Origin of the sequence: Frigoribacterium sp. 2-23, from assembly GCF_049601585.1 — a bacterium.
Lineage (GTDB): Bacteria > Actinomycetota > Actinomycetes > Actinomycetales > Microbacteriaceae > Frigoribacterium.
In genome coordinates this window covers 3,019,148-3,031,673 of sequence record NZ_CP187126.1, presented here as the reverse complement: position 1 = coordinate 3,031,673, position 12,526 = coordinate 3,019,148, and the positions used below count along the sequence as shown (strand labels likewise).

General features: G+C 70.7%; 11 protein-coding genes. 7 read left to right on the top strand and 4 right to left on the bottom strand.

The window, feature by feature from the left end; genetic code table 11:
* Nucleotides 1-119 precede the first annotated feature (119 nt).
* Nucleotides 120-560 carry a MarR family winged helix-turn-helix transcriptional regulator gene (locus ACPEEZ_RS14140; protein ID WP_423920383.1) on the bottom strand — a complete coding sequence of 147 codons (441 nt, stop codon included), beginning with the start codon at nt 558-560 and terminating at the stop codon, nt 120-122.
* Between the two features lie 159 nt (nt 561-719).
* Between ACPEEZ_RS14140 and ACPEEZ_RS14135 the strand changes: the two genes are divergently transcribed.
* From ACPEEZ_RS14135 to ACPEEZ_RS14110, 6 genes are all read left to right on the top strand, one after another.
* On the top strand, nt 720-2,168 hold the full coding sequence (locus ACPEEZ_RS14135; protein WP_423920380.1) for a glycosyltransferase 87 family protein: 1,449 nt from the start codon (nt 720-722) through the stop codon (nt 2,166-2,168).
* 121 nt (nt 2,169-2,289) lie between these two features.
* Nucleotides 2,290-2,730 (top strand): YtxH domain-containing protein, encoded by a 441-nt coding sequence (locus tag ACPEEZ_RS14130; protein ID WP_423920378.1) that lies wholly within the window; start codon nt 2,290-2,292, stop codon nt 2,728-2,730.
* Nucleotides 2,723-3,151 carry a phage holin family protein gene (locus ACPEEZ_RS14125; RefSeq protein WP_423920375.1) on the top strand — a complete coding sequence of 143 codons (429 nt, stop codon included), beginning with the start codon at nt 2,723-2,725 and terminating at the stop codon, nt 3,149-3,151. Before ACPEEZ_RS14130 ends, ACPEEZ_RS14125 begins: the two co-directional genes overlap by 8 nt.
* Nucleotides 3,132-3,476, top strand: a complete 345-nt coding sequence (locus tag ACPEEZ_RS14120) for a DUF3618 domain-containing protein (RefSeq protein WP_423920373.1) — start codon at nt 3,132-3,134, stop codon at nt 3,474-3,476. The genes ACPEEZ_RS14125 and ACPEEZ_RS14120 overlap by 20 nt, the downstream gene beginning before the upstream one ends.
* A gap of 88 nt (nt 3,477-3,564) precedes the next feature.
* Nucleotides 3,565-4,743, top strand: a complete 1,179-nt coding sequence (locus ACPEEZ_RS14115; RefSeq protein WP_423920371.1) for a YihY/virulence factor BrkB family protein — start codon at nt 3,565-3,567, stop codon at nt 4,741-4,743.
* Nucleotides 4,744-4,875: 132 nt separating this feature from the next.
* A complete protein-coding gene (locus ACPEEZ_RS14110) occupies nt 4,876-5,346 on the top strand; it encodes a DedA family protein (RefSeq protein WP_423920368.1) in 471 nt (156 codons plus the stop codon).
* A 17-nt stretch (nt 5,347-5,363) separates the two neighbouring features.
* On the opposite strand, the gene ACPEEZ_RS14105 is transcribed toward ACPEEZ_RS14110, so the two are convergent.
* Complete coding sequence (locus ACPEEZ_RS14105; RefSeq protein WP_423920366.1) at nt 5,364-6,263, bottom strand: SDR family oxidoreductase; 900 nt, start codon at nt 6,261-6,263, stop codon at nt 5,364-5,366.
* A gap of 93 nt (nt 6,264-6,356) precedes the next feature.
* Between ACPEEZ_RS14105 and ACPEEZ_RS14100 the strand changes: the two genes are divergently transcribed.
* Entirely contained in the window at nt 6,357-6,920 is a 564-nt protein-coding gene (locus tag ACPEEZ_RS14100) for a TetR family transcriptional regulator (RefSeq protein ID WP_423920363.1), read from the top strand.
* Nucleotides 6,921-7,005: 85 nt separating this feature from the next.
* Here the strand turns inward: ACPEEZ_RS14100 and ACPEEZ_RS14095 are convergent, their stop codons facing one another.
* Entirely contained in the window at nt 7,006-7,803 is a 798-nt protein-coding gene (locus ACPEEZ_RS14095) for an isocitrate lyase/PEP mutase family protein (protein WP_423920361.1), read from the bottom strand.
* A gap of 4 nt (nt 7,804-7,807) precedes the next feature.
* Entirely contained in the window at nt 7,808-12,448 is a 4,641-nt protein-coding gene (locus ACPEEZ_RS14090) for a lamin tail domain-containing protein (RefSeq protein WP_423920359.1), read from the bottom strand.
* Between the last annotated feature and the right edge of the window lie 78 nt (nt 12,449-12,526).

The window sequence follows — 12,526 nt, the reverse complement described above, 5'->3', positions numbered from 1 at the left end:
TTGTCGTGTTCGCGTCATCGTGTCGTGTTCGAACACGACACGATGACGCGAACAGCACACGACGCATGCCCTGACCGCGACCCGAGGAGGCGCGGCTCGGCAGCGCCGGACGGCTCGCGTCAGCCGGCCCAGCCGAGGTTCGTCGCCGCCGTGCGCAGCACCGCGACGGTGGCCTCGTACTCGGCGGGGGAGACGCCGGCCGTGACCTCCTCGCGGATGCCGGCCACCACCTCCTGGAGTCTCCGATGCGCCACGCGGCCGCGCTCGGTGATCTCGTAGACGTCGCCGTCGCCGCGGACGACCCAGGCGCTCTCGACGAGCTCGGTGAGGTGTTCCGCGCTCGTCTCCCCGGCCGCGCTGTCGAGGTAACCGGCCAAGGCGGCGTCGAGCCGGGCGAGGGGAGAGGGGCCCGATTCGAGCACGTTGAGCAGCTGCCACTGACGATGCGTCACGCCGTGTTCGTCGAGGATCGCGGCGAAGCGCTGGTCGATCAAGCCGTCGACCAGCTTCACCCAGAATCCGATCGGGCGCGCAGCCCCGGTGTCGTCCGTCGTGCCCATCGTGGCCGCCTCCGTTCGTCGGTCCGCTCCGACCTTGCGGCGACTGTACGCCTGCGAGGGTGAGCTGAGGGGGCGAGCGGGTCCGTCTCGCGGATGAATCTTCTGGACAAGAGCCGAACGTTCACCTCACGGCAAGTTTTAAGCCTTAGCGTCTGGCTCGTGCAGACCTCTCCGCCTCGGCCTCCCGCCGAACCGACGACAGATCCCGCGGTCGGGCCGCGCTCGCCGAGCGTGCGTCGCGCCGTGCAGGGGCTGCGCGAGGCACGCTCCCGACTGGTGCGTCAGTCGATGCTGCTGCAGAAGAACCCCCGGGCCCTCTGGTACGCCTTCATCGGCCTTCATGCGGCCGTCTTCGTCGCGCTCACGCCGCTCATGCTGCGCGGCGACGTCGAGGGTGACCTGCCCCTCTACCGGAGCTGGGCGAGCCACGCGTTGAGCGGCGGCGTCTGGCCCGTCTTCGACTTCTCGTGGGTCTATCCGGCCGGGGCGCTGCTGCCGATCGTGCTGTCGAACGTGCTCGGCGAGTCGCTGTACATGCTCGTCTGGTTGGTGCTGCTGACCGGTGCGAACGCCGTCGGCCTGTGGCTGCTCACCGATCGCGGCCGCAAGACCGTGGACAACGGCGCCGCCTGGTGGTGGCTGCTGATCGTGTTCCTCCTCAGCCCCGTCGGCATGCTGCGTCTCGAGGGCTTCAGCGCCCCGCTCGTGATCGCCGCCCTCATGACCCTGGCGACCCGACCCCGCGCGGCCGGCGTCCTGCTCGCCGTCGCGACCTGGATCAAGGTCTGGCCCGCCGCCGTCATCGCGGCCGTCGTCGTCGCGTCGAATCGACGCATGACCGTGCTCCGCACGGGCGTCGTCGTGACCGTGGGGGTCGTGGCCGTCGTCGGCCTCGCCGGCGGCCTGTCGAACCTCAGCAGCTTCATCACGATGCAGTCGAGCCGCGGTCTCCAGCTCGAGGCACCGTTGTCGACGCCCTGGCTCTGGATGGCCATGCTGCGCGTGCCCGGCGCATCGATCTACCAGAACGTGGCCCTCGCGACCCGAGAGGTGATGGGGCCCGGCGACGGCTGGGCGATCAACTCGAGCACGGAGTTCATGTTCGGCGTGATCATCGCGCTCGTCGCGATCCTCTCCGTCGCGACGTTCGGCATCCCGGGCGCGCGGCCGACGGCCCGACCCGTGGTCCGCGACGAGTTCCAGCTCGTACTGGTCGGTGCCCTCGCCCTGACGACCGCCTTCGTCGTGTTCAACAAGGTCGGTTCGCCGCAGTACATGCTGTGGATCGCGCCGATCGTCGCCGTGGGTCTGCTGGTGCGTCCTCGGACCTTCCACGTGCCCGCCGTGCTGATGGGGTGGATCGCCGGTCTCACGACGCTCGTCTTCCCCATCCTGTACCTGGCCCTGATCGACCTCAACCCGATCGCGGTGCTCACCCTCGCCGCCCGCAACGTGCTCGTGATCGTGCTGTTCGGCTGGGCGGCCGTGCGCCTCGTCGAGTACGCGTTCGAAGCCGTGGGGCTCGAGGGCTGGACCTTGCGTCGCGCGGTGGCCCGGCTGGCCCCCGATCGTGAACTGGCTCTCCGGGCGGTCGACCGCCAGCGCTAGGCGATGGCTCCTCCCCAGGGCGTCGCGCTCCGTCACGGAGTGCGTGGATCTGGTCCTCCTGCGGCATTTCGTGCCAGCGTGGAGAACCGCACCACCACGCATGACCTATCAAGGAGCACTCATGAAAGGCAAGATCCTCTTCGTCGCAGGAGCAGCCGTCGGGTATGTCCTCGGGGCCCGCGCGGGTCGCGGCGCCTACGTGAAGATCAAGTCCCAGGCCGAGAGCCTGTGGGAGAACCCCAACGTGCAGAAGACCGTGCACCAGGCCGAGGACTTCGTGCGCGAGAACGCCCCCGTCGTCGGCAAGAAGGTCCAGGAGAAGGCCGGTGACGTCGCCGGTGCCGCCGCGGCCAAGGCCAAGTCGACCGCGAACAAGGTGACGTCCTCGTCGTCCGATGCGGCGTCCGACGCCACCGCTGCCGCGCACAAGGCCGCCGAGAAGGTGGCCGACGCCGCCGCCTCGGCCGACTCGGGGTCGAAGTCGGCCTCCGATTCGACGACGTCGACCGACACGTCGAGCGACAGCAAGCCGAAGCTTCCCGGGGTGAACCCCGGTGTCTGATCTGAAGGCACCCGAAGAGAGCACGAAGCGCTCGCTCGGGTCACTGCTCGGCAGCCTGCCCGAGCTCATCTCGCGGTTGATCCGCGGTGAGATCACGTTGGCGAAGGCCGAGCTCGTCACGAAGCTGAAAGAGGCCGGGCTCGGCATCGGCCTCCTGGTCGGGGCCGCGTTGTTCGGCTTCTTCCTGCTCGCCGTGCTGATCACCGCGGCCGTCCTCGGTCTCGCGACCGTCCTGGCTCCGTGGCTCGCCGCCCTCATCGTCGCGGCTGCGCTGCTGATCCTCACGTGTGTCCTGGCATTGATGGGTGTCTCGTCGCTGAAGAAGGGCGTTCCGCCCGTTCCGCAGCACACGGTCGACAACCTCAAGGCCGACGTCACCGCACTGAAGGGACAGGGCGTCTATGACAACCCCCGCAGCTGACGCGTCCGACGCGGGTCGCGCCTCCTCGTCCGGCCCCGGTCACGACGAGACGCCTGCCGAGTCGGCGGCCTCGCGGCCTCCGCTGCGTCCGGGTGCCAGCATCCCCGAGATCGAGCTCGACGTGGCGAAGACCCGCGAGGAGTTCGCGCGCACGCTCGACGCGATCGAAGACAAGCTGAGCGTGCCCGCGCACGCCCGGCGGTTGACGGCGGGGGTGAAACGTCGTCTGCGCGACGGCGATGCCAAGCCCGTCGCCGCAGCTGCAGCGGGTGTGGTCGGCGTGGTCGCCGTCGTCGCGGGCATCGTCAAGTCCGTGCGTCGCTGATCGACGGATCACACCGCACCCTCAAGCCCGTTCGTCTCATGACCGTTCGTCGCTGACACCGGCGGCCCACGACAGGATCACACCGACCATGGCGCAAGACAGCTCCACCCGCGAAGCGACGTCCCCCGCTCCCGACGACGACCGCAAACCCGATGCGCCGACCGACCTGCACAAGCGCTCGTGGAAGTACGTCTTCGGCAAGACGCTGCGCGAGTTCAGCAAAGACCAGTGCACCGACCTGGCAGCGTCGCTGACGTATTACGCCGTGCTCGCGCTCTTCCCGGGGCTGCTGGCCGTCGTGTCCCTGCTCGGCCTGTTCGGGCAGGCGCAGGCGACGACCGACGCCATGCTCCAGCTCATCGGGCAGCTCGGGTCGCCGAGTGTCGCCGACACGCTGCGCGGGCCGATCGCCGAGGTCACCGGGTCGCCGGCGGCCGGTATCACGTTCGTCGTGGGTGTCGTGGGTGCGTTGTTCTCGGCCTCCGGTTACGTCGGCGCATTCGGCCGGGCCATGAACCGCATCTACGAGATCGACGAGGGGCGGCCGATCTGGAAGCTCCGCCCGACGAACCTGGCCATCACCGCGGTCACCGTCGTGCTCGTCGTCATCGCCGGTCTCATCCTGGTCTTGAGTGGAGGCATCGCCCAGGCCGTCGGCGACGTCATCGGGCTCGGGTCCACCGCCTTGTTCGTCTGGGGCATCGTCAAGTGGCCGGTGCTGGCGATCATCGTGGTCGTGGTCGTGGCGATCCTGTTCTACTTCTCGCCCAACGTGAAGCAGCCGAAGTTCCGCTGGATCAGCCTCGGCTCGCTGCTGGCGATCGGCATCTGGCTGGTCGCCTCGGTCGGCTTCGGCTTCTACGTCGCCAACTTCTCGAACTACAACAAGACGTACGGCTCGCTCGGTGCCGTCATCGTCTTCCTCCTCTGGCTCTGGATCACCAACAACGCGCTGCTGTTCGGTGCCGAGTTCGACGCCGAGATCGAGCGTGGTCGTGAACTCCAGGCCGGTATGAAGGCCGAGCGCGACATCCTCCTGCCGCCGCGCGACACCGCGCAGAGCGACAAGAAGAAGGCGAAGGAGGCGCAGGACGAATTGGACGGCATGCGCCTGCGCCAGCAGGCTGCCGCGGCCATCCGACGCGAGGAGGCGCGGGGTGACGCAGGTGACGACCGCGACGACTCCGACTCGGACGGTCGCGACTCCGGCGGCTCCGACGGCCGCGGCTCCAAGGGCGATCGGAAAGGCGCGCGCGAGCGCGACTGAGGCTCTCCTGCGGGGGCCGACCCGTGCCTCCTCGGCTTGTCAGCCACTGTTCCGGCGTGCCGACCTACACTGATCGGACGGGCGAGGAGGCAGGCGTCGCCTGTCGTGCCCGCGAGCGGACGGGAGTCGCACATGCCGGCGTTCCTCGACGATCTCGGGTTCGTCGAACTCGTCGTCGCCCTGTTCGTGATCGTCTTCGCGCGGGCGCAGGCGACCTACTGGATCGCCCGACTGGCGGTCACCGGCCTCGCGTCGCGACGTTGGGGGCGCTGGCTCGACGGCACGGCGATGCGCCGCGGGGCGCTCCTGCTGAACCGGTACGGACCGCCCGCCGTCACGGTGAGCTTCTTGACCGTCGGCCTCCAGACCGTGCTGAACGCGAGCGCCGGGGTCGCGCGGATGCGCTGGCCCGTCTACCTGCTCGCGATGCTGCCCGGCTGTCTCGCCTGGGCACTCGTCTACGCCACGATCGGCTTCGCCGTGTTGTGGGCCGTCATCGGTTCGGTCGCCGGGTCGCCCTGGGGTGTGGTGTCGCTCGTGCTGCTGGCCGTGACGATCGTCGTCGGGGTGGTCGTCGTACGGCGACGCCGCGCACACGACTGACCACCCCCGCGAATTGGTTACCGGTCGGCGTACGAGCCGGAGGCGAGATCCTCCGCGAGCGTCGGACCCGTCGGCTGCCAGCCGAGCAGCTCCCGGGTCGCCGCACTCGAGGCCGCGACCTCCATGCCGAAGAACAGGCCGATCCAGCCGAAGTGCTCCATGGCTCCGGCGCGGGGCACGGACACCGAGGGCACGGACAGGCTCGAGCCGATCGCCTCGGCGATGACGCGGGTGGGGATGCCCTCTTCGCCGACGGCATGCAGCCGGGAACCGGCCGGGGCCGCCTCGAGTCCGAGGCGCACGAGTCGGGCGGCGTCCGAGACGTGGACGGCCGACCAGCGGTTCGTGCCCTCGTCGACGTAGGCGGAGCGGCCCGTCGCCCGAGCGATCTCGGTCAGGGCCGACACGAAGCCGTGGTCGCCGGTGCCGTGCACGGTCGGCGCGAACCGGAGGCTGACGACGTGCACGTCGCGGTCGACGAACTCGAGGGCACGGTTCTCGCTCCCGCCTCGCGGTGAGTCGGGCCCGACGGCCGGGGACGCGTCCGTCTCGACGGCGAGTCGACCGGGGGCGGAGAGGCCCGCGATGCCGGCCGCGAGCAGGAACCGTCGGCCCGACCCTTCGAGTGCCTCGCCGATCGTCTCGACGGCGGCCCGCTCGGCGCGGTTGGTCGTGGCGGAGTCGTCGAAGTCGTGTTTGTTGGCGAGGTGGATGACGGCGTCGGCCTCGCTCGCGCCTCGGCGGATCGACTCGAGGTCGTCGAGGTCGCCCCGCAGCACCCGGGCGCCCTTGCGCTCGAGGGACGCCGCCGAGGCGTCGGAGCGTGCGAGCCCGACGACCTCGTGGCCGGCCGTGAGCAACTCGTCGGTCGTGGCCGATCCGATCCAGCCGGATGCTCCGGTGATGAAAACGCGCATGGGGGCGTCCTTTCGTCATGTCAGTGAATGACATCACGGTACACCTGATGTCGGGGACTGTCATCACGTCGTCGGCACCGATAGGCTCACCCCATGGCGAGATGGGAGTCGGGCGCGCGAGAGCGTCTGCAGCGAGCGGCCCTCGACCTGTTCGACGCCCAGGGCTTCGACCACACGACCGCCGCCGACATCGCCGCCGCGGCCGGGCTCACGGAGCGCACCTTCTTCCGTTATTTCGGCGACAAGCGCGAGGCGTTGTTCTCGGGCCACGGGGTCTTCGAGCAGATGTTCGTCGACGGTGCCGTCGCGGTGCCCCCCGGTCGGCCGCCCCTCGAGGTCATCGGTGCGGCGCTGCAGGCGGCCTCGACGTTCTTCCCCGACGAGCGGCGGGACTACTCCCGACGGCGGGATCGCGTCATCGCCGCGGACGCCGGGTTGCGCGAACGCGAGCTGCTCAAGATGGCGAACCTCGCCCGGCTGCTCGGCGAGACCCTGCGGGACCGAGACGTGCCCGAGCCCGGCGCCACACTCGCGGCCGAGCTCGGGGTCACGGTGTTCCGGGTCGGCTTCGCCCAGTGGCTCGCCGAGGGCGAGGATCGCTCGATGGGCGAGATCCTGGCCGGCCTCCTCCGGGAGACGAGCCGGCTCGCGGCCTGACGGTCGCGCTCACCGACGCGAAAACGACGAACCGACGTGATCAATCACGTCGGTCCGTCGTTTTCGCGGTGGGTTGCGCGTGGGCCTAGAAGGAGAACCCGAGCTCGGCGGGGTACTCGCCCCGAGCCGTCAGCGTCTCGGCGGCGTCGCGGAGGTGCGACAGGGTGAGGCCCATCGACATCGGCCCGAAGCTGACCCGCGAGACGCCGAGCTCGGCCAGGCGCGCGAGGGGCACGCTCGACGGGCTCGAGATGACGCTGACCTTGCCGTGGATCTCGTCGAGGGCCCGCTTGACCAGGTCCTCGGTGCCGAGGCCGAGCACGAACGCGCAGTCGGCGCCGGCGTCGAGGTAGGCGTTGGCGCGGGTCACGGCGTCGTCCCAGGAGTCGGGGTCGCCGGCCAGCGCGTCGACGCGCGCGTTGATCACGATCGGCACGCCGGCGCGATCGCCCGCGGCACGGGCGGCGGCGACCTTGGACACCTGGGTGTCGATGTCGTAGAGCGGTGCCTTGGTCTTGCCGAGGCTGTCCTCGAGGTTGAGGCCGGCGGCGCCCTCCTCGATCAGACGCCAGACGTTGTCCAGCGTGCCGGCCGCGTCGCGCGCGTAGGCCTTCTCGAAGTCGACCGACACGGGCAGGTCGACCGCGCGGATGATCAGGCGGGCGGCGGCCAGCATGTCGTCGACGTCGAGGCCCTCGCCGTCCTCGACCCCGTGGGCCTCCGAGATGGAGTGGGAGGCGGTGGCCAGCGCCTTGACGCCGGGTGCGCCCGCGACGACGCGCGCCGTGATCGAGTCCCAGACGTTCGTGACGATGAGCGGGTCACCGGGCACGTGCAGGGAGCGGAGCAGGTCGGCCTTCTCGGCCGTCTTCGAGATCGACATGGGTTCAGCCAACCAGGCTTCGGCCCTGGCGGCCAGTGCCGCGGGCGCGTCGTCGGCGGATCACCAGCACCGCGCCGGCCGCGAGCAGCAGCAGACCGAGCCCGCCGAGACCGAGGAGGCGCGGGTCGGCTCCCGTGTACGCCAGCCGGTCGTCGGCGCGGTCACCCTGCGCTGCCGGGGTGGGACCGGTGCCCGCGGGCGACGTGCCGCCGGGCTGCGTGCCCGCACCGGGGCCGCCGGGGGCTGCGGGGCCACCCGGCACCGCGCCTCCTTGTCCGGGGTCGTCGGGGTCACCCGGCGTGCCGGGGCCGCCGGGCGTGCCCGGGTCGGCCGCCGCGACCACGGTGAGCGTGCTGACGCCCGAGCGGAACTGCGCGCCGTACGGGTCGGTCACGGTGACGTACCAGCCGAGGCGTCCGAGCGGGGCGTCGGGCCAGGCCACCGAGGCCTCGGTGCCGCTCGCGACGTCGGCGACCGAGCCGATCGCGGTCGTGGTCTGCACCTCGGCCGTGAACGAGTCCGTGCGCAGGGTCTTGGCCTGCGGGGTGATGCCGGCCGTGGCGTAGGGGATCACGAACTCCTGGTGCTCGAGCTCGAGCGACGGGTCGTCCGAGTCGTACCGGTCGAGCGAGGGGGAGTACGTCCGCACGGTGATCTGCTGGCCGGCGTTGTCGAAGTGCATCAGCCTCAGGTATCCGAGACCGCCCTCGGCGAGGCCCTGGTAGTCGAAGAGCATCTGGGTGACCGTGCGGTCGGGCGTGCCGTCGCCGTCGTCGTCGAACTGGTCGTAGCGCGTGAACGCGTCGTGATAGTGGCCCGACATCACCATCATCACGTTCGGGTTCGTCGCGACGACCTCGTCGTAGATGCGCTGCGGCACCGGGCCGAGGCCGCCGGTCGTGAGCATGTACTCGTGCAGGTTGATGATCGCCTTGCGCTCGGGGTACTGCGCCAGCACCTCGTTCATCCACGCGATCTGCTCGTCGCCGGGCGCCCACCCCATGTACAGCATCAGGAAGTCGACGCCGCCCGTGCTGACGAGGTCGTAGTGCCCCCGGTTGTCGAGGTGGCTGCCGCCGTACCAGGGGTTCGACGCGTACCTCTTCTCGCCGAACCACTGCGAGTAGTACGTGTAGTCGTCGTTCTTCTGGTCGACGTCGTGGTTGCCGGCCAGCACGCCGTAGGGCAGGCCGGCGGCGTCGAGGCGGTCGTACTGCGCGTCGGCCCGCTGCCACTGCTCGGGCACCGTGCCGTCGTCGACGATGTCGCCCGTGTGCGTGAGGTACTGCAGGTTGAGGTCGTCGCGCTGCTCCAGCAGGTAGTCGTGGATCGCGACCTGGTGCTTGTAGTTGTTCGGGTCGGCGTTGTAGTACTGCGTGTCCGACTCCCAGGCGAGCGTGAAGTCGTACGCCGAGCGGGGCGTGTCCGCCGGATTGTTCGGCGTGACGGCGGTGTCGCGGGTGGAGCGCGGTGCGCCGGCGAAGCCCTCGGAGTGTTGCACGAGCACCGTCATGGCACCCGCGGCCGACACGTGGTCCGCCGCGGGGACACTCGCCGTGAGCGCGAACTGCACGTCGGCGGGGTCGGTCGTGACGACCCGGTCGACCTCCTCCCAGAGGCCCGTCGCGACGTTCTTCACGTACATCAGCACCTTCGCGCCGGTGTTCGCGGAGCCCGTCCAGGTGAGCTTCGTCACGTGGTCGGCACCGGCCTCGGCCGGCACCTGGACGTCGAACACCTGGTACGGCAGCGCGGTGTCGGAGCTGATCTCGGTGTCGAGTCCGTCCACGCCGCCGAGCGCCTCGACCTCGCTCGTGCTGAGGGCGCGTGCGGTCGGTGCTGTGCCGTCGACCTGCGTCGACACGTCGGTCGTGCCGACGCGGCTGGTCACGCCGCCGTTCGCGGCGTCCAGTTCGTAGCCGCGAGCGAAGTCGACGCGCAGGCGGTCGCCGCTCGGGTCGTCCACACGGGCCCGCAGCTCGACCTCGCCCTCGGTCACCTCGGCACCATCGGCGGGCAGCACGGCCTGGCCGCTCGGCTGCTCGACGGGCGTGGTGAACGGCACGTCGGTCCGGCCGACGTTGCCCACCGCGTCCGTCGCGGTCAGCGACAGGACGTGCTCGCCTCCGGCGAGGTCCACCGAGGAGGCGCGGAACGGCAGATGGATCGCCTCGCCGTCCAGCATGGTCACGAACGACGCGACCCCGGAGCCCGCGTCGGACGCCGAGCCCGTGAGCAGGAACTCGCCCCGGTATTCGCGACCCGACTCGACGTCGGTGGCGACGACCGGCGCTGTGTTGTCGACGAGCACGCGGCGCGTGACGGACGCCGCGCCTCCTTCGCTCGTGGCGCTCGCCGTGGCCGTCACGACGTGCTCGCCGTCGGCGACCATCGTCGTGTCCCAGTCGTACGAGACGGCGCCGAACGCGTCGTCGGGCAGGGTGAAGACGGCGTCGTAGAAGTCGAGGCGACCCGTGCTGTCGCCCATCTGGAGCACCCGGGCCGGGTCGTCGTAGCCGGCCGGGCGCAGCGTGCGACCGTCCGGCAGCACGAGCCGCAGGTTCTGGATGGTGAAGTCGTCGTTGTTCTCGGGGCTGATCTCGGGAGCGGCCTTCGTGCCGGCCCAGACGCTGAGCGTGAGCGGCTCGCCCGCCGTGACGTACGACAACGGCACCTTCGTCGTGATCGTCTCGACGCCCTCGAAGATGCCGTCGTCGAAGATGGTGAGGATGTCGCGACCGATCAGCACGCCGTTACGGAAGTACGTGTTGACGCCGCCCGCCTCGAAGGCGAAGTAGGGCTCGCGCTCGAGCGCACGGGTCGCTCCGGTGACGGTCTCGCCGTCGATGTCGAGCCGCAGGTCGGGCGGGGTGGTCGTCCCCGCGGCGGCGACGGGAACCGTGCCGCGCAGACCCTGCCCGTCGGTGACGTTGAGGCGCACGGGTGCGTCGTCCCGGCCGGGGATCGTGACGGTGCGTGGGTCGGTCGTGACCGCGTTCGTGCCGTCGGTGGCGGTCAGCGAGTAGCGCAGCCAGCTCTTGCCGTAGAGGTCCACGCCCGGCACCGACCAGGTGTACGTGTCGCGCGGACCCGCCGTGTCGGCCGGGTCGGCGTACCCACCGACGAGGTCGACGGTCGTCGGAGCGGCGTCGATGTCGTTTTCGACCGTCAGGCGGACCGAGCGGACGAGCTGCTCGTCGGTGACGGTGAACGAGACGTCGAAGTCGGCCGTCGGGTCGTCGACGCTCGCCGCCGTCCGGTCGACGACGACGGGTGCCGTCGTGTCGGCGGGCGTGACGACGAGTCCGGTGGGGACCTGGTCGGCCGTCACGGCGCCGGGGCTCGCGGGTGCCGAGCGGAGCAGGCGCTGCTTGCTCTGGTCCGCGGGGTCGTGGCCGTACTGGATGCCCTGGTCGGCCTGGGTGTCGTCCTGGCCGGCGATCATGTTGTAGTAGGCCCGGTTCAGGCCGACGCCGGTGTTGGTCACGACCTCCATCCCGCGGGGCGAGCTGTTGGCCATGCCCGCCGAGACGACGTCGAGCAGCTGCCCCTCGGCGAGCGACGAACCGAAGTGGCCGTTGAAGTCCGTACGGGTCAGCGAGGTGTTCTGCGCGTTCTTGATCCAGAGCACCAGGGTGCCGCCCGGCGCGATCGTCGCCTCCCGGGGCGTGCTCGGCCAGAGCGTCGTCGACGAGTTCGTCGTCTCGTCGACCGGGTAGAGATAGCGCAGCGAGTAGTCGGCGAAGTCGATCGCCCGGTCGGTGCCGTTGTAGAGCTCGACGAACTCGTAGCCATCGGCTCCTCCGACGTTGGCCGAGTCGGGCAGGAGCTCGGTGATCTGCAGCGACGCGGCCCGGAGGCTCGGGTCGGGTTGCGGAGCGGGTGCCGGGTCGGGCGCCGGGGTGGGGTCGGGTGTCGGGGTCGGGGTCGGGGTCGACGTGGGGTCGGGTGTCGGGGTCGGGGTGGGGTCGGGCGTCGGGGTCGGGCCGGGGGTGGCGCCGAGCTGCGCGGGGTCGACGCGGCCGGGGGTGGGCGCGGCCTTCGACGCGAACAGGGTCGCGGACCGTTGCCCGGCGTCGGCCGGTCGGGCGAACTGGGCGACCGTTCCCGCCGAGACGGAGCCGGTCGGGTAGAACGACCACGACACGGCCGAGCCGTCGGCGTCGACGACGCGGATGCCGCGGCCACCGCCGTTCGCCATGCCGGCCTGCCCGGTGATCGGCACGACCGGGTAGGCGTCCGGCACGCTGCCCTCGCCCGCCCAGAACGCGCGGAAGTCGTCCACGCCGTACCGCGACGAGTCGACCGCGCCCGACGTGTACGTCAACCAGAAGACGAGGGGTTCTCCCGCTGGCAGGACGGTGCCCGCCGGTGCGCTCAGCGGGACGTCACGGGCTCGATCGTCGCCGTCCACGTACGTGTACGCGAGGGAGACGCCGTCGGCGCCGACCGGGATGTCCCTCGTCGTCGTGTTGACGACCTCGACGTATTCGAAGTCGTCGGCTCCGACGGTGTCGGGCGCGATCTCGGTGACGAGCACATCGCCGACGCCCGTCGCCGCCGACGCGGGCACCGCGCCTCCGACGAGCAGTGCCGCGGCGAGGGCCGCGGCGGTGGTGGACAGAGCGGTGGCGCGACGAAGCATGCTGTGGAATCCCCCTGGATCATCTGGCAGAACCCGATGACCGTAGGCGCGTCACCCGTCTGGGGGGTGAACGACGGG

Excerpts from the sequence above, each read along its gene's own strand:
- ACPEEZ_RS14140 (WP_423920383.1), bottom strand. The coding sequence starts at position 560 with ATGGGCACGACGGACGACACCGGGGCTGCGCGCCCGATCGGATTCTGG.
- ACPEEZ_RS14130 (WP_423920378.1), top strand. The coding sequence starts at position 2,290 with ATGAAAGGCAAGATCCTCTTCGTCGCAGGAGCAGCCGTCGGGTATGTC.
- ACPEEZ_RS14120 (WP_423920373.1), top strand. The coding sequence starts at position 3,132 with ATGACAACCCCCGCAGCTGACGCGTCCGACGCGGGTCGCGCCTCCTCG.
- ACPEEZ_RS14115 (WP_423920371.1), top strand. The coding sequence starts at position 3,565 with ATGGCGCAAGACAGCTCCACCCGCGAAGCGACGTCCCCCGCTCCCGAC.
- ACPEEZ_RS14110 (WP_423920368.1), top strand. The coding sequence starts at position 4,876 with ATGCCGGCGTTCCTCGACGATCTCGGGTTCGTCGAACTCGTCGTCGCC.
- ACPEEZ_RS14105 (WP_423920366.1), bottom strand. The coding sequence starts at position 6,263 with ATGCGCGTTTTCATCACCGGAGCATCCGGCTGGATCGGATCGGCCACG.
- ACPEEZ_RS14100 (WP_423920363.1), top strand. The coding sequence starts at position 6,357 with ATGGCGAGATGGGAGTCGGGCGCGCGAGAGCGTCTGCAGCGAGCGGCC.
- ACPEEZ_RS14095 (WP_423920361.1), bottom strand. The coding sequence starts at position 7,803 with ATGTCGATCTCGAAGACGGCCGAGAAGGCCGACCTGCTCCGCTCCCTG.
- ACPEEZ_RS14090 (WP_423920359.1), bottom strand. The coding sequence starts at position 12,448 with ATGCTTCGTCGCGCCACCGCTCTGTCCACCACCGCCGCGGCCCTCGCC.